Annotated in this window: 12 protein-coding genes; 10 read left to right on the top strand and 2 right to left on the bottom strand. The window is 63.9% G+C overall.

Translation table 11 applies throughout. The annotated features are described in order from the left end of the window. Positions 1 to 33: 33 nt before the first annotated feature. Complete coding sequence (locus tag SAC06_RS08895) at positions 34 to 2,604, bottom strand: ABC transporter permease (protein ID WP_350257945.1); 2,571 nt, start codon at positions 2,602 to 2,604, stop codon at positions 34 to 36. A gap of 36 nt (positions 2,605 to 2,640) precedes the next feature. Then, entirely contained in the window at positions 2,641 to 3,456 is an 816-nt protein-coding gene (locus SAC06_RS08890; protein ID WP_350257944.1) for an alpha/beta hydrolase, read from the bottom strand. 62 nt (positions 3,457 to 3,518) lie between these two features. On the opposite strand from SAC06_RS08890, the gene SAC06_RS08885 reads away from it, so the two are divergent. The 10 genes from SAC06_RS08885 to SAC06_RS08840 all read left to right on the top strand — a co-directional run bounded on the left by SAC06_RS08885 (position 3,519) and on the right by SAC06_RS08840 (position 16,505). After that, on the top strand, positions 3,519 to 6,002 hold the full coding sequence (locus SAC06_RS08885; RefSeq protein ID WP_350257943.1) for a rhomboid family intramembrane serine protease: 2,484 nt from the start codon (positions 3,519 to 3,521) through the stop codon (positions 6,000 to 6,002). A 44-nt stretch (positions 6,003 to 6,046) separates the two neighbouring features. After that, the gene (gene pcrA, locus SAC06_RS08880) at positions 6,047 to 8,515 is read left to right on the top strand and encodes a DNA helicase PcrA (RefSeq protein WP_350257942.1); all 2,469 of its coding nucleotides are present in this window, start codon (positions 6,047 to 6,049) and stop codon (positions 8,513 to 8,515) included. Between the two features lie 147 nt (positions 8,516 to 8,662). Further along, a complete protein-coding gene (gene sucC, locus SAC06_RS08875) occupies positions 8,663 to 9,826 on the top strand; it encodes an ADP-forming succinate--CoA ligase subunit beta (protein ID WP_350257941.1) in 1,164 nt (387 codons plus the stop codon). Between the two features lie 19 nt (positions 9,827 to 9,845). After that, positions 9,846 to 10,775: a succinate--CoA ligase subunit alpha gene (sucD, locus tag SAC06_RS08870; protein ID WP_350257940.1), complete on the top strand. Its 930-nt coding sequence runs from the start codon at positions 9,846 to 9,848 to the stop codon at positions 10,773 to 10,775. A 68-nt stretch (positions 10,776 to 10,843) separates the two neighbouring features. Continuing rightward, a complete protein-coding gene (locus tag SAC06_RS08865; RefSeq protein ID WP_350257939.1) occupies positions 10,844 to 12,118 on the top strand; it encodes a DUF6350 family protein in 1,275 nt (424 codons plus the stop codon). Then, complete coding sequence (locus tag SAC06_RS08860) at positions 12,115 to 12,420, top strand: DUF3017 domain-containing protein (RefSeq protein ID WP_350257938.1); 306 nt, start codon at positions 12,115 to 12,117, stop codon at positions 12,418 to 12,420. Before SAC06_RS08865 ends, SAC06_RS08860 begins: the two co-directional genes overlap by 4 nt. Positions 12,421 to 12,696: 276 nt before the next feature. Further along, a complete protein-coding gene (locus SAC06_RS08855; RefSeq protein WP_350257937.1) occupies positions 12,697 to 13,146 on the top strand; it encodes a peptidoglycan-binding domain-containing protein in 450 nt (149 codons plus the stop codon). 27 nt (positions 13,147 to 13,173) lie between these two features. After that, the gene (locus SAC06_RS08850) at positions 13,174 to 14,271 is read left to right on the top strand and encodes a hypothetical protein (RefSeq protein ID WP_350257936.1); all 1,098 of its coding nucleotides are present in this window, start codon (positions 13,174 to 13,176) and stop codon (positions 14,269 to 14,271) included. A 169-nt stretch (positions 14,272 to 14,440) separates the two neighbouring features. After that, entirely contained in the window at positions 14,441 to 15,811 is a 1,371-nt protein-coding gene (locus SAC06_RS08845) for a hypothetical protein (protein ID WP_350257935.1), read from the top strand. Beyond that, entirely contained in the window at positions 15,804 to 16,505 is a 702-nt protein-coding gene (locus tag SAC06_RS08840; RefSeq protein ID WP_350257934.1) for a response regulator transcription factor, read from the top strand. Before SAC06_RS08845 ends, SAC06_RS08840 begins: the two co-directional genes overlap by 8 nt. Positions 16,506 to 16,579 lie beyond the last annotated feature (74 nt).

Here is a 16,579-nt window from a genome sequence, read left to right as displayed (position 1 = left end):
CCCATCAGTCCCGGCCGCGCCACCCCAGCCCGCCTAATCCTCCGCGATCGCCACCAGCACGGGGATGCGCGCTGCCCGCCAGGCCGGCACGATGGCCGCCAGCACGCCCAACACTGCAGCCGCCAGCACGAACAGTCCCAGTTGCCCCCAGGGGACGGTCAGCCGCGACAGGCCAGAGTCCTGCAGGTATTGCTGCAATGCCGCCCCGAGTCCCACTCCGGTCGCTGCCCCCAGGACCGCCGCGTACACCGAGGTGAGGGTCGATTCGATGATGACCAGGGCCGCCACCCCGCCGCGGCCCATCCCGACCGCTCGCAGCAGCCCGAACTCTCGGGTCCGTTCCGCTACCGACAGGCTCATCGTGTTGACAATACCGACGGCGGCAACCACAACCGACAGTCCCAGCAGTGCGTAGAGCACCGCCATCACCTGGTCGACGGCCTGCGCCGCCTGGTTTGAGAAGTCTGCCGCCGTGCCGACCGACAGGGTACGCAGAGGCCGCACCTGCTGCTGGATCGCAGCCTTGACCTGCTGCACGTCGGCCCCCGGCTCCGTCCAGACGAAGAGGGCGGCCGGCTTGGTGACGGGGAACTGCCCGCCCGCGGCCAACTGCGAGTACTTCGCATCGAACACCAGGGTGGACCCGACCACGTTGAAGTCCATCAGGCCCCCCAGGCGGTGCTCCTGAGTCTGATCTCCATCCCGGAAGGTGACCTCGTCGCCGACCTCGAACCCCTGCTCGCGAGCCCAGGAGCTCAGCGCCAGGAACTCCCCGTCGGACAGGCCGTCCGCGCTGCCTTCCGACAGGGGAATCTGCACGTCCCGTCCCAGGTAGCCCGGGCCGTAGAAGGTGGCGCTCTGGATGGCGTACTCCCCCTCGGCGTTTTCGAAACTGACCTGCCCGGTGCTGACGTCACCGTGGACCGACTCGACCCCCTTCACCTGCTCGATCAGTTCCTGCGCCTGCGGTGGGATTGGTGAGAACGGGTCGGCGCTTTGCACCACCAGGTTGGAGAGGACCTGATCGTCAGCCAGGCCGGCAATGGAGTCCTTCACGGTCGTGGCCAGCACGGCCCCGGCACTCACCAGGGTGACGCCAATGATCAGGGCCCCCGCCGTGGTGGAGGTTCGGCGCGGGTTACGCCACAGGTTCTTCACGGCGAGGCGGCCCTGGGTGGGGGAGACGAGCCGGATGGGGCTGGCTAGCAGCTGGGCGGCCGGACGGGACAGCGCGGGTGAGACCGCGAGGATGCCGAGGATCAGGAGGGCAGCCCCCACCCCGAAGCTGACGCCCGGCCCGGCCACCTGTCGGGTCACCCCCAGGTGGACGAGGGCGAGGCCCCCGGCCAAAGCCATCGCCCCGAGCACGGTTCGCGGCCAGAGGGCACGCTGGTTGGCACCGGCCGAGGAGCGGAGCGCCTCCAGCGGGGAGGTACGGGATGCCTCCAGGGCGGGCAAGAGTGCGGAAATCACCGTCACCACCAGTCCCACCAGCAGGCTCCAACCGACCATGGAGGCGGTGAGGGGTATCCCGCCGGGCAGACTCATGCCAATCCCGGCCAGGGCTCGCTCTGCCGCCCAGGTCAGTCCCCGGCCCAGCAGCACCCCCAGTCCGCCTCCGAGCAGCCCGACCACCACCGCCTGGGCGGCCACCACCAGGAACACCTGCGGCCGAGAGGTGCCAATGGCGCGCAGCAGGGCGAACTCACCCTGCCGAGCCCGGACGGACATCTGGAAGGTGTTAGAGATGATGAAGGTGCTGACGAACAGGGCGATCCCGATGAAGATCAGCAGGAAAGTGGTCAGGAAGCTCAGGGCCGTGTCGGCCTGTTCCTGCAGGTAGGCGCGGTACTGCGCGTTGTCCAGCACCGTCAGATCCGGCTGGGCCACCCGGTCCAGCACCTGGGTTGGATCCGCCCCCGGGGCCAGGTTGAACACCACCATGGGGGCCTGCCCGCCCTCCCCTAACAGCTGGTCGGCGGTGTCGGGATCGACGTAAAGGCTGACCATCCCGAGCATCGGATGGTCGTAACTGTAGATGCCGGTGACCTCTTGGGGCAGGATCTGACCGCCGACGGCCAGCTCGAGCCGGTCGCCCACCTGCAGCTGATGCTGGTTGGCAGCGGACTCCTCGACGGCGATTTGCCCGGCCCGCTGCGGGGCGACGCCCTCCACCCAGGTTGGCCCCAAACTGCCCGCCATGGTGGGGGTGATCAGGACGGGAGCGCCCCCGGTGGTGAGCAGGTTGCCCGCGGCGTCGTACAGCAGTCCGGTTCCCGTCCACAGGGCCAGCGGGTCCTCCACCCCGGTAATCTCGCGAATGCGGTCGACCTCGCTGGCGTCAACGCTGCCGTAAATGCTGGTCCCACCGGGAGTCGTCTCCTCTGGCCCCAGCAGGTACCCGTCGTACACAGCCACCCCGCCCAGGGTTGACTCGGCCACCCCGTCGAGGGCGGAGCGCAGCCCAAGCACACCGCTGAGGAAAGCGGTTCCCAACGAGACGGCCAGCAGCGTCATCAGGAATCGGCCAAACTGTGAGCGAATGCCACGCAGGGTAATTTTCACGAGGGGGGAACGCGCCGACGGGAGGTCGACTGCTGGCATGGGCGGCTCCCCTCGAACTAGTGACGGCTTCTTCAGCTAGTTTACGTTCAATCCCCAGTTGGGGCCCCGAATGGCCGCGACGATCTCATCTGCGTGGTCCACCAGCAACTGCGCGTGGGTGGCCCGGGCAATGAAGCGCACTTGAGCTTGGCCCAGCCGGCGGGCCAGGCTCACCACCTGGCGGGCGGAAATGTAGGCGTCGCGCCCACCCGCCCAGATGGTCACCGGTTGGGGAATGGGCCCCGGTTGGGGGGCCCGCCCCAGGACGGCCAGGTCGGTGGCCGCTCCCGTCGAGCCGGGTTGCAGTGCTCGGGTGAGCGAGGCCGCCAGCAGCGCACTTCGGGGGCCACCCCCTCCGAGTCGGAACGCCCCGGCAATCAGGGCGGGGCTAACCCGGGTCAGGACTCGCACCGTCGCCAGCCACGGCCGGGCGCTCACCCGCTCGAGCCGTGTCAGCCAGTTTTCCCGCTCGGTTAGGGGAGCCACCAGCCCCACTGCGCGCACCAGGTCCGGTCGCGCCCGCGCGCACGCGAGCGCATAGGGGGAGCCGCCGGACCAGGCTAGGACGGTTACCTCAGTCAGGTCCAGGGCGCGGGCCAGTTCCTCCACCACCGGGACCCAGTCGCCCACGGTTCGACCCGGTTCCGGGTCTGAGCCGGCGATTCCGGGTCGGTCCGGGGCCACCACTCGAACTCCTTGGGCGCGGGCCGCCTCGTCCAAAACCAGTGCTTCCAAGGCCGAGCCGGGCGCCCCGTGAAAATACAGGAGGACCGGTCCGGTGGGGCAACCGCACTCCACCCAGCTCAGGGAGCGCCCGGAGGAGAGGCGCAGGCGGCGTGGTGGCGGGTTCATGAGAACACCCTATCGCCGCCTCGGGTAGAGTCTTGTCAGAACTGACCGAGAGGATGATCGCCGTGCCAGACAACAGGATCTTTTCGCGTCGCTGGGCCCATTGGGGGCGAGCAACCGGCCGGTGGCTGACCTCGGGACCGATCAGCCTGGCCATCGCGGTGGTGCTGGTCGGCGTGTTCGTCCTGTCCCTGGTGCTGCCCTCCCAGGAGGTTGAGGGCGCCTTGCGAGCCGGCCTGGGGGAGGCCTGGTGGACCATTTTCACCGCTTGGGCAGCCGTGCGTTCGCTGGCTCAGCTGGTCTTTGACGTGCTGCTGCTGGTGACCCTGGGGATCGCGCTTGAGCGCGTGCTCGGTTCACGGATCTTTCTGCTGGTGGGGGCGTTGTCCTACTGGGTGGGGGCGCTGCTGGCCCTGGCCACGGTCAAGTTGGTCGAGGTGGTTGATCCGAGGTGGGGCGACCTGATGAGTCGGGAAGCCATCGTCGGGGTGTCGGCTCTGCTGCTGGCGGTGGCGGCTGCGGCCTCGGTGCGGTTGGCTCCCCTCTGGCGCCGGCGGCTGCAAACATTTGTCGTGACGGTGCTGGTGATCCTGGTGCTCTTTGCCGGATATTTGGGCGCACTGTTCACCGTTTATGCCACCGCCTGCGGGCTGCTGGCCGGGGCACTGCTGGCGGGCAGGGAGCACCCGCGCACGTCCCGGACCGAACTGGTTGGCGGCGGCCCCCAGGACGGCCGCTTCCTGGTGGCGCTGATTGTCAGCGGGGTTGTGGTCGGCTCGGTCATGTCGATCTCCACCACCCACATGGTGGGGGTGTTGGCTCACCTGCAGTACCTGGCGGGGATGGAGATGATTGACCCGGCGCTCGGTACCTGCACCGGAGAGGTGGTGGATAACTGCGGGTACTATCAGGGCCTGCTCAGCCCCCGCGGCCTGCACATTCTGGTCCCGCAGTTGCTTCAGTTGGCGCTGGCGTGGGGCCTGCACCGGGGTCGGCACGCCGCTCTGGTGGGGACGTTGACCCTGCAGGGCACCAGCGTCGCCCTGGGGCTGGCGAACCTGATCATCCTGTGGGGCCACCGGGACCACTGGGACGTGTACGGGATGAACTCCTCGGTGGTGGCGCTCTCACGCTTGGCGGCCACCGTGGCCATTCCGCTGATCATCGGTCTGATTGTCTGGTCCACTCGGTCCCTGTTCACGGTTCGGACCGCTCCGGGGACGGCTCGGAACCTGCTGATCAAGGTCGGCGTGGCCACGCTGGTGAGCTGGGCGGTCGCGGTGCTGGTTGCCCTGTTCTGGGCGGGGGCTCACGATCCGGGCGCGGCCGTGCTGCGCACCTCCGGCTCGTTCCTCCTGGCGCTGCTGCCCTCACCGTCCCTAATTGTGGATTTGGGTGCGGCCGGAACCGACCCGATTTGGCCGGTGGGCACCTACCTGGCGCTGGTGCCGTGGGTGGTGCTCGGAGTGTTGATGCTGGCGGCTTTCCGCCAGCAGCAGCTGCCCCAGGCGATTGGCCGGTCCCAGTTCATTGAGATGACCAGACGCTTTGGGGCGGGGTCAATGGGGTGGATTGCCACTTGGCGCGGCAACCACTACTGGAGTTCCCAAACGGGCGAGGGGGCGGTCGCCTACCGAGCTGGGGGCGGAGTGGCCCTGACGGTCACCGACCCCGTCTGCGCTCCCGAGCGGGCCCGGGCCACGATGGAGGAGTTCGTCGCGTTCAGCCTGGAGCAGGGCCTGGTCCCCGCCTTCTACTCGATTCATCAGGACAGTGCCGAGGTCGCGCGCCAGTGGGGGTGGCCGGTGCTCCAAGTGGCGGAGGAGACCGTGTTGGACCTGCCCACTCTGGCTTTTACCGGCAAGAAGTTCCAGGATGTCCGCACCGCGCTGAACCGGGCCCAGAAGGAGGGAATCACGGCCCAGTGGGTCCGGTGGGAGAGCTGTGATTCCCGGCTCAAAGCGCAGATCAGCGCCATCTCCAAGCAGTGGGTCGAAGAGAAACCCCTGCCGGAAATGGGGTTCACGCTGGGGGGCCTGGATGAGCTGGACGATCCGGAGGTTCGGATTCTGCTGGCGGTGGACGGTGAGGGCCGGGTCCACGGGGTGACTTCGTGGATGCCGATCTATCAGCGGGGCGAGGTGACCGGGTGGACGCTGGATTTCATGCGCCGCCGCGACGGCGGGTTCAAGCCGGTGATGGAGTTCCTGATCGCCTCGGCCGCCCTCTGGGCCCAGGAGGAGGGGTACCGCCAACTCTCCCTTTCGGGTGCGCCGCTGGCCCGCGCTGCCGGCAGCGAGGATGCGGATTCTTCCGCCCCGCTGGACTGGGTGCTGAACCTGCTGGGGGAGGCCTTGGAGCCGGTGTACGGGTTCCGGTCCCTGCTTCAGTTCAAAGCGAAATTCAAACCGAGGTACGAGCCAATCTACCTGACGGTGCCGACTCTGGGGGCTCTGCCCGGCGCCGGATTGGCGATCGGACACGCCTATTTGCCGGACCTACGCTTCGTGCAGACGGTGGAGTTGGGGCGCTCTCTTCGCCCCCGCTGACCGGTTATTCACTTGTCGGAGGCGTGGCCTAGAGTAGGAGGGCTATGGATCTCTTTGACGCTTTCGCCAACTCGCATTCTGCCGCTCCCAGTGGGCCCCGGTCGCGCGCTGCGCAGCAGGCGGCTTCCGCCCTGACCGTCAGCTGGGAGGGGACCGACGCCTTCTCTGATCGGGAGCAAAACCCAGAAACACTGCTCGAGGGACTGAACCAGCAGCAGGCGGAGGCGGTGGCCTATCAGGGGGGTCCGCTGCTGATCATGGCGGGGGCCGGCTCGGGCAAAACCCGGGTGCTGACCCATCGAATCGCCTATCTGCTGGCCACCGGGCGGGCCACTGCCGGTCAGATCCTGGCGATCACCTTCACCAACAAGGCGGCCGCTGAAATGCGTGAGCGGGTTGGGGCCCTGGTTGGCCCCCAGGCGCGGCGGATGTGGGTGTCAACTTTCCACTCGGCCTGCGTTCGAATCCTGCGTGAACAGTACCGGGCCGCCGGCCTCAAAAGCACCTTCAGTATCTACGATCAGCAGGACTCCCAGCGCCTGCTGGGAATGATCCTGCGCGCCCACGACGTCGACACGAAGCGGTTCACCCCCCGCCTGATTTCAGCCCGCATTTCCGACCTGAAAAATGAGCTGATCACCCCGTCCCAATACTTTGAGCAGGTTCCTTCGGATCCGGTGTCAGAGGTGGTGGCCGACGCCTACGCCGAGTATCAAAAGCGCCTCACCCAGGCCAACGCCGTCGATTTCGACGACATCATCATGCGAACCGTGCAGACCCTGCAGGCCCACCCGGACGTAACCGAGTATTACCAGCGCCGATTCCGGCACATCCTGGTGGATGAGTACCAGGACACCAACCACGCGCAGTACGTGTTGGTGCGAACGCTGGTCGGGGTGGATCGGTCGGCTTTGCCTCCGGCCGAACTGACCGTGGTCGGCGATTCGGACCAGTCGATCTACGCCTTCCGCGGGGCCTCGATCCGCAATATTGAAGAGTTTGAACTGGACTTCCCGAACGCTCACACGATTTTGCTGGAGCAAAACTACCGCTCCACCCAGAACATTCTCAGCGCTGCCAACGCGGTGATCAAACATAACGGGGGCCGGAGGCCCAAGAACCTGTGGACCGCCCAGGGGGCCGGGGACCCGATTGTGGTGGATGCCGCCGACAGTGAGCATGACGAGGCGCGCCTGGTGGTGCGAGAGATCGACGACCTGGGGGCCAAAGGGGTAGACATGGGTGACATCGCCGTGTTCTACCGGACCAACTCCCAGTCGCGGGCCCTGGAGGAACTGCTGCTGCGAATGGGGATCCCGTACCGGATCGTGGGTGGGACCAGGTTCTATGAGCGCCAGGAAATCAAGGATGCTCTGGCCTACCTGCAGGCCATCACCAACCCCGACGACACGGTGGCTTTGCGCCGCATCATCAACACCCCCCGGCGAGGGGTGGGTGCCCGGGCCGAGGCCGCCCTGATGGCGCATGCCGACCGATACGGAATCTCGCTCGGGGAGGCGCTGGCGGATGCGCGGGAAGGGGCGGACCGACCGATTGAGGGACTGGCCCCGCGGGCCGCGAAGTCAGTGGCCGAGTTCTGGGCCATGATGCAGGACCTGCGGGCGTTGGCTCGGGCGGACGAACCAGCGGCTCACATTCTTGACGAAGTCCTGACCCGCAGCGGTTACCTGGAGTCCCTGCGTGCCTCCGAGGACCCTCAGGATGCTTCCCGGGTCGACAACCTGGCCGAACTGCTCTCGGTGGCGGAGGACTTCGACACCACCCGGCGGGAGGCACCCCCGGAAGAGGGGGAACAGCTGGGCAGCTTGGACGCATTTTTGGAGCGGGTGGCGCTGGTGGCCGACGCGGATCAGGTTCCCTCCGAAGGAAAACGTGGGGGAGAGGTCACGCTGATGACCGTCCACACGGCCAAGGGGCTTGAGTTTCCCTACGTGTTCGTCACCGGGATGGAAGACGGCACCTTCCCGCACCGGCGCTCGCTGGAGGACCCGGCCGAGTTGGCAGAGGAACGGCGCCTGGCCTACGTGGCGATCACGCGTGCTCGGCAGCGTCTCTACCTGACCCGGGCGGCCACCCGCTCGGCCTGGGGACTGCCCGAGGAAATGCCGCCCTCGCGATTCCTGGACAACCTGCCCGAAGAGAACATTGAGCGCCGGCACCAAACCACGCGGGAACGACTGGCGTCCAGGCCCGGTGGCTCCGATGGCGGTCGGGTGTTTGGCGCTGGTGCGCCCGGGTCGCTGAAACGGACTTTTGTCCGCCAAACTGCCCCGTCGTCGGCTCCCACCAGGAGGCTGGGTGGGCGCCTAGGTGAGAGTGAAGACAAGCCCGTCTTGCAGCTGAAGGTCGGGGATCGCGTCCAACACGGCACCCTGGGCGAAGGGGTGGTGATCGGAATGGAAGGAAGCGGGAAAACCTCCGTGGCTCGAATCGATTTCGGCAGCACCACCAAGCGGCTGCTGCTCCGGATGGCACCGTTGAAGAAACTGTAGCGGGAGGATTTACCCGCTGTGCGTCACAACACGGGACAGAGCCCTCCAATCGCGCTACCCTAAGAGAAGTGTCTCGAAGTCGAGCTATCTAGTGGTCTCGGCGATGTGACCGACAGGTATCACCCAGCGTGAAAGGTTAGAGCCACAGTGGATCTATACGAATACCAAGCCCGGGATCTCTTTGAAGCCCACGGCGTCCCCGTGCTCAGAGGCATCGTTGCTACCGACCCGGAGCAAGCCCGTCTGGCCGCCGAAGACCTGGGGGCATTCCCCGTGGTGGTGAAGGCGCAGGTGAAAATTGGTGGACGCGGGAAGGCCGGTGGGGTCAAGCTGGCTCACAGCGCCGCCGATGCGGAAGCTTGGGCCTCCCAGATCTTGGGAATGGACATTCGCGGGCACACCGTGCACTCGGTGATGATTGCCGAAGGGGCAGACATCGCCGCCGAATACTATTTCTCGATCCTGCTGGATCGGGCCAACCGGTGTCACATCGCTCTGTGCTCACGCGAAGGTGGGATGGACATTGAGACGCTGGCGGTGGAACGACCCGACGCCCTGGCCCGCGTGGCCCTCGACCCGGCTACCGGGATCGACCTGGAAGTGGCCTGTAAGATCCTGACCGAGGCCGGCTTCGCCCCCGATGAGCAGGAGCGGATTGCCCCGGTGCTGGTCACCCTGTGGGACACCTACCGGGGAGAGGACGCCACCCTGGTTGAGGTGAACCCGCTGGTGCAGACCGGATCCGGTCAGATTATTGCCCTGGATGGCAAGATCACCCTGGATGACAATGCGGCGTTCCGCCATCCGGAGCACGCGGGATTGGCGGACAACCGTAGCGAGGATCAGCGCGAAGTCGCTGCCCAGGCAGCTGGCCTGAACTACGTCCGACTGGACGGACAGGTCGGGATCATCGGCAACGGTGCCGGTCTGGTTATGTCGACGCTGGACGTGGTTGCCCTGGCCGGGGAACCCTACGGCGTCAAACCGGCAAACTTCCTGGATATTGGGGGTGGCGCCTCGGCCGAGGTGATGGCCAAGGGGCTCGACGTGATTTTGGGCGACCCCCAGGTCCGTTCCGTGTTCGTGAACGTCTTCGGGGGCATCACCGCCTGCGACGAGGTGGCCCGGGGGATCATCGGGGCCCTTGAGCTGCTGGGCGACAGTGCCAGCAAACCGATCGTGGTGCGCCTGGACGGGAACCGGGTCGAAGAGGGCCGGGACATTCTGCAGGAAGCCAACCATCCGCTGGTAACCATGGTGCCCACCATGGACCAAGCCGCCGCCCGGGCCGCCGAACTGGCCGCGAACTGAGAGAGCAAAGGGTAATTTCATGACTATTTTCCTGGATTCATCAGACCGCGTGATCGTGCAGGGCATGACCGGGGCGGAAGGCTCAAAGCACACCCGCCGGATGCTCGGTGCCGGGACCAATGTGGTCGGCGGCGTCAATCCGCGAAAGGCCGGCACCTCCGTCACCTTTGAAGTGGAGGGCTACGGGCCCCTGGCCGACCAGGTTGGGACCAAACAGGTGGATGTCCCCGTCTTCGGCACCGTACAGGAAGCCAAGGACCAGACCGGCGCCACCGTTTCCGTCGTGTTCGTCCCACCCCGTTTCGCCAAGGATGCAGTGCTGGAGGCGGTCGAGGCCAAAATGGACCTGGTGGTGGTGATCACCGAAGGCATTCCGGTGGCTGACTCGGTTGAGTTTGTGGGCCGGGCGTTGCAGGCAGGCGTGCGCCTGATTGGACCCAACTGCCCCGGGATTATTTCCCCGGCCCAATCGAACGTGGGGATTACCCCGGCCGACATTACCGGGCCCGGGCCGATCGGGCTGGTGTCCAAGTCCGGCACCCTGACCTACCAGATGATGTACGAGCTGCGGGATCTGGGCTTCTCCACCGCGATTGGGATTGGCGGCGACCCGGTGGTGGGAACCACTCACATCGACGCTCTTCGCGCTTTTGAAGCGGACCCGAACACCGAGGTGATTGTGCTGATCGGCGAGATCGGCGGCGATGCGGAAGAGCGGGCCGCTCAGTTCATTGCCGAGTCGATCACCAAGCCGGTGGTGGGGTATGTGGCCGGGTTCACCGCCCCGGAAGGCAAGACTATGGGCCACGCGGGGGCAATTGTCTCCGGCTCAGCTGGAACGGCCGAAGCAAAGAAGGAAGCCCTTGAAGCGGTGGGTGTGGCGGTTGGCCGTACCCCCACCCAGACGGCTGAACTGGCCCGGGCAGCCTACCAGCGTTTGCACCCGTAGGACTCACCTTCGGGCTGCTCCGCGTGCCGGTGCGCCCAAAAATGGGGGCTGGGTCGAAGATGGAACCGATGACTACTAGTACCCCTCGCACCGGCACGCCCACACCAGAACGGCCAACCATTACCATTGAGCTTCCCAGCGGCTGGGGCCGCGCTGGGGCGGCCGGCCTAATGGCGGCTCTGCTCGGATGGGTAGTGCCCGTGGCCGTGGCCATGGTCGGCTTCTGGGCCGTTGCGGACAGTCCCTGGCTGCGCCAGCAGAACTGGCAGGATGCCGTGGCGCTGGGAAGCTCGTTTTGGGCTCTGTCGTTGGGCTCACCCGCCCAACTTGGCCTGTTGAGTCTGACGCTGATCCCGCTCGGATGGTCGCTGTTTCAACTGCTGTCGCTGCGGCTGCTGCTGGGGAGGATGCGCCAGTTCTCCGCCAACTCGATTTGGGCCGCAATCCCGGGCTTCGTGCTGCCGGCCTTAGTTCTGTCTCTCTCCATTCCAACCGAAGGTATCTGGTGGCGGGCCACCCTTGGATCGTTGCTGATCGCCACCGTGGCTGCCGCCTGGGTGTTCTGGCGCTCTGGTCGGCGCTTCCCTCGCTGGCTGCAGCGGATTCGTCCCATCGGTTCAGGTCTGGCGCTCGCCTTCGGATACCTGGGGGTGATGCTGGTGATCGGCCTGGTGGCGCTGACAGTCAGTGCGGGCGTGCACCATGAGCAGATGGGGCAGGCAGCGGCCAGTGTGGGGGCCGTTGGGGGCCAAGCGGTTATCCTCTGGTTGGCCCAGCTGGCATACCTGCCGGTGGCTGCGGTCTGGGCCCTGGCTTGGCTCCTGGGCGCCACTCTGGTTGGCGTAGGCGGGGAAGTGTTTTCGGCGGCCCAGCCTCCCACTGCGGCTGTTCCCCTTCCGGCTTGGGCCCTGGTGCCCACCGAAGCCGGGGCCTCTCCCTGGTGGGTGTTCCTGCTGGTGGCGATTTGCTACTCACTCTTCACCTGGCTGCACCTGCGCCGCCGGAACCTCAAGTTGGTGGCCCTGACCGTAGGACTGGGGGCAGTGGTCGGAGCTGGACTTTTCGCAGCTTGGTTGGCCCTGTCAACGGGCGGTCTGGGGACGGGCGCCCTGGCACACCTGGGCCCCCAGGTTGGGCCAGCCACCGTCGCTTTCGCGCTCACCTTCCTGCTGCCTGCGACCGTTCCGCCCCTGCTTTTGCATCCGAGCACCATTGCGGCCTGCCGGCGGCAGATCTCACTGTGGCGTCAGCCGGCCGACCACGTAGACTCAACCACTGAGGCCGAAGAGGTGGCCGAAGCTGAGGCCGAAGCGGTGGCGACAGAAACGGGGGAAGATCAGTGAGGAAGATATCCTTTCAACACAGCCGAGCTTCCCTGATCTTCGGGGTGATCACCGCCCTGTTTTCGGCTTCGATGCTGGTTGCCACGGTGGTCTTAACCCTGAACCATCACCCTTACCGAGCGGTGTGGGTGCTGGGCGGGACCATTGCCACGCTGGGCTTACTGCGGGGACTCTGGCCGGGTGACCCATGGTTCGGCAGTCGCTTCCGATGGCTTGATGTGGTGGCCTATATTGCGCTGGGGGTCGCGCTGATCATGCTCTCACCCTGGGTGGTGGAAATGAGCATGATGCCGCCCAAGTAGCGGATTCCCCTTTTGTCCGATCCGAACCTGGACAGTGTTCCAACATGCGGACAACCGGTAACGGAACTTGGGAATACTGAATCCAGCCCGGCTGACGAAGGGCCAGGTCAGGGCCTTCAAAGACCAATCTGTGACATTCGGTCGGTCAAAAGTATACAAAAGTATATGGCAGTTACCGCCCCCGCCGTGTCACGATGAGAGCATCCCGTCACCGTCAATCGGGCAGGTGAAACCTCCACGGGACCAACGCAACGATGCGAACAGGTGGTTAGAGGAATGAAAAGGTCAATCATAACTGCGGCAGTTGGCCTGTTTTTGTCAGGCGCAATCGTCACCCCGGCACTGGCAGCAGACTCGGAATCGACTGCTTCTGGGGCGATTCAGCCAAGAGCGACATACGAGTGTGATTCCGCTATCGGGAAACTATTGCAAAGTGGACGGAGTACAGCTGCGCCTGCATATGCTGGCTCCGTTGATTGTTGGCTGGATTATGACGTGCAAAATTATAATCATGGCACCTTTATGCTCCAATATTATGGGCTCATTAAAGGCGAGGGCTTTCATGAACTAGACGCTGATGGATATTACGGCGCTGCTACGCAATCCGCCATTATCAAGGTTCAACATGCGCATGCAGGACTGGCTGTTGACGGAGTGTATGGAAAATTAACCGGTAGTGTGATGTGGTGGGGAGACTATTACGACAGCATCTCCCAGTGGAAGTAATAGCCGTTTAAAGAGCCGTCTTTATGTGTGCAAACTAATCAGCTGGACAATTGCATTATAAAGGGCGACGAGATCGACAGCGCTTTTGATCGCCAAGCGGCCATTAAAACGGTGAGGAGAATTATGCGGCAGCGGTGTTCAAATAGCCGTCCTTGGCGGTATCGCGTGGGGTTGCAGTTGGCTGGTTTGGTGCTTGCTGTGGTGACTGTTGGTGGGTGTACTAGTGTGGCTGGGCCGGAGTCTGCGGGGGTGGAACAGTCGGGTCAGTCGGAGCCGGTGAGTGAGCCGGTTAGTGAGCCGACAAAAGAGGCTGGTGCGAATGCGTCCAGATCTCTGACTGCGGTGTCAGAAGTTGTGAAGGATCGAAAGAAGTGGATTCTTCCAACCGATCCGTATTTCGATTTGCGCACGTTTGACTATCAAATTGAACATGACCTCTGGGAAGTTCGTGACTGTATGAAGGACGCGGGGTTTGACTATCGGGTCCACATTGACAACACCCGGCCGGCACCCGAGACTGAACAGCCGACAGGTAACGGAAGGCAGCTGTTCGACGAAGAGATCGCGGCCAAGTATGGCTACCAACTGGCGCCGGATCCGCGAATGATCAACCCGGTCCAGCCGGATGAGGATGTGCCAGGTTACCAGGAGAAGTGGGACGAGTGCTACGGCCAGAGCGTGGTCGAACGCCATAAGGTCCCTGAGCCTACTCAGGTCGAACGGGACCTGCAAAAGGGGTATCAGGCGTTGTTCAGGTATAGCGGTGTTCCGCAGTTGGATGAAGCTGCCGCCAGGTGGCGCGAGTGTATGGCGCCGTTGGGGATTGTCGATCTGCCAGCTTCACCTTGGATCCCGGGCGCGCGTCCACCTGAGTCTTTGGTTGAGGCGTGGAACTGGGGAAGTGGAGAGCCGGCATCGGCTGATCAGATTAGGGTTGCTGTCTTTGATGCCAAGTGTCGTGAGAGTTCGGGTTGGTTTGATGAGCTCTATGACTACGAGTGGCAAATTGCAGACAGTTTCGTCAAAGCGCATCAAAAGGATCTCGATGCAATGAAGCGGGGAAGAGACGCCCGCGTCGCAGAGTTGAACGAGTTCATCGTAGCCCACAAATCAGGCGAGCAGTGAACGACCGCAGGCAAAGCTACTGAACCCGCTAGCCAGGATGCGTCATGCCTCGGCAGGCCTAGCGTTGAGCATCGGCTCCTGGTTTGGGAAGGGTGGTTTTGACCGATGACTACCGCTACAGAATCACATAACCGCAGGTCAGGGGTGCTTTTAAGGTAAATCGAGACCTGTGCTTGAACGCAAAAAGGCAAATGAGATCAGCGGTTTATTGTCCCATTGGGCGACGAGGGCGGTAGTGTATGATTCCCGATATGAGAAGTTACCTCTGCAGTCGTCCGAGCTGGTGAAGTTCGAGATGGGTGCCCACTGGTTCCGGAAGGGATGGTCAAGAGCTGTCTCCCGGCTCGGTGCGCGCCGTTCCCCTCGGGCACACGATCCGATGGCCGCAAAAGAGCCAAATGCTCTCTGGCGACTGGACGGGCGGCTGAGTCCCCTCATGGACCGAATTGCCACTGATTCAGAACTGACCATCAGAATTGGTGTCCTGGCTGCGGCCATGTTTCTGTTCGTCGGGGAGGTCGTCCGGCTTGTTTCGCTGTGGCAGGTGCCGGGAACGCCTGCGCTGCTAAAGTTGTCGGCCTTGTCCTGCTTCTCACTCGTGCTGATTTTGGGGTGGAAACCCCTCAGTCCAATTGGGTTTGGCCTGGTCCTGGTAATCGCCAACGTGTACCAGATTCCCATCTCATACACTTCGCTCGCGATCTATGCGGCGATTGGGTTCTATGTGGCCCGGGGCAAGATTGTAGTCGCCTCCATTCTCTTCGTCGCGACCGTGGTGACCCTGTTTAGCTATGATGACCGCCTCGCGCACGATATCGGGGTCCTGGCGGTTGGTATTGCTCTGAGCTTGTTGGCGGCCGTGCTGGTGAGGTTTGTCGATACTCTCCCAATCCGGATCTCCAAGAAGATGCAGGCAACCAGGCTGATGGTTCGGGCGGAAACCGAGGAAACGATCGCCGGTCTGCTACATGACACTTTGGCGCAAAGTCTAGTGGAAGCCTCGATCCTCCTGCGCCAGTGCAGTGCCCGTGGGGCCACTGATCCAGCCATCCGGCGCACGGCAGTGCTGGTGGAGGACTCACTCACGACTCTGCGCCAGCTGACGTCTGATCGCGGCAATGCCCTGTCGGACAGGGGAATCGAAGGAACGCTAGCCACCAGTTCGCAGCGCTTGTCAGCGCGCGCCATGAAGTTGAGGGTGGAAGGCGCTGACCAACTTGATGGCAGGTTGAGCAAGCGCCAGGTGAACCTGGCCGAAATGGTGTTGGGTGAATGCCTGGCCAATACCATGAAGTATGGGCGCCAGAAGTCAACGGTAACGGTGAGCTTCGACTTGGGCCCCGATGAATGCCTGGAAATCGAAGTAAGAAATGAAGTGTCCGAGGAGAGGCTCAGTTTGGAGGGGGCCTCCGGGCACAGCGGGTTGGCCAGGCTCACAGGCATCCTGAGTAGGTTCGGTGGGTCCATCACGGCATGGCAGACGGAAGGACGATGGATGGTGTTGGCCGATATTCCAAGACGGGAGAATTCCGATGACTGAGTCGACTGAGCCGGTAAGGGTGGTGATCGCCGATGACGATCCAGCGGTTGTGGCAGCGCTCGTGTCGGCCTTTGGGCGCCGCGACGACATTCTGGTGGTGGGGACCGCGTCTGACGGCACGGAGGCCCTCCGGATTATCTCCAAGACGCGCCCAGATGTGGCGCTCCTCGATGTTGGAATGCCAAATGTGGACGGCATTGACGTGGCGCTTGTTGTCAGCCAGGACTATCCCCCGGTACGAACCCTAATTCACAGTGCTCTTCTGTCAGAAGCCTACTTAAAAGAAGTCATGGCGGCGAAGGCGAGCGGCTATATCTCCAAGGGGGTTTCGTCTGACCAAGTGGCGTCTGCGATTCTGGCGGTCAATGCCGGACTAATGATGTTCAACGACGACCCTGCCGGGATAGTCCGGCGTTCAGTATTCAGGGCCGCCGATGTCAATGCCTCCGAGATTGACGAAGTCCTGATCCGAAAGGTGGAGCGGCTTACGCGTCGAAAGCGGGAACTGGTGAAGGCGTTGGTGCAAGAGGGATCGTATCGCCAGATTGCCCAAAGTATGGGCCTGTCGGCGAACACCGTCAAGGTCTATGCGACCCGACTCTTTGATGAGTTCGACTGTTCTAGCCGGCCGGAGTTGGTCAGCTTGCTAATCGAAGGGGGATACTTGCAGTACCTGAAAGACAAGGGCCAGTGACCGCCCGAGTTAGCTGACACAGCTCTGTGTCGGCCGACATGAGGGATCGAACAGACCTGCAGCGTCATCGCGGC

The organism is Scrofimicrobium sp. R131, assembly GCF_040256745.1.
Classification (GTDB): Bacteria; Actinomycetota; Actinomycetes; order Actinomycetales; family Actinomycetaceae; genus Scrofimicrobium; species Scrofimicrobium appendicitidis.
Note: the sequence above shows the minus strand (reverse complement) of the source record. Positions and strands in the feature narration are given on the sequence as shown.

Coding starts and splice junctions, on each gene's coding strand:
- SAC06_RS08895 (WP_350257945.1), bottom strand. CDS start 2,604: ATGCCAGCAGTCGACCTCCCGTCGGCGCGTTCCCCCCTCGTGAAAATT.
- sucD (WP_350257940.1), top strand. CDS start 9,846: ATGACTATTTTCCTGGATTCATCAGACCGCGTGATCGTGCAGGGCATG.
- SAC06_RS08855 (WP_350257937.1), top strand. CDS start 12,697: ATGAAAAGGTCAATCATAACTGCGGCAGTTGGCCTGTTTTTGTCAGGC.
- SAC06_RS08865 (WP_350257939.1), top strand. CDS start 10,844: ATGACTACTAGTACCCCTCGCACCGGCACGCCCACACCAGAACGGCCA.
- SAC06_RS08890 (WP_350257944.1), bottom strand. CDS start 3,456: ATGAACCCGCCACCACGCCGCCTGCGCCTCTCCTCCGGGCGCTCCCTG.
- pcrA (WP_350257942.1), top strand. CDS start 6,047: ATGGATCTCTTTGACGCTTTCGCCAACTCGCATTCTGCCGCTCCCAGT.
- SAC06_RS08840 (WP_350257934.1), top strand. CDS start 15,804: ATGACTGAGTCGACTGAGCCGGTAAGGGTGGTGATCGCCGATGACGAT.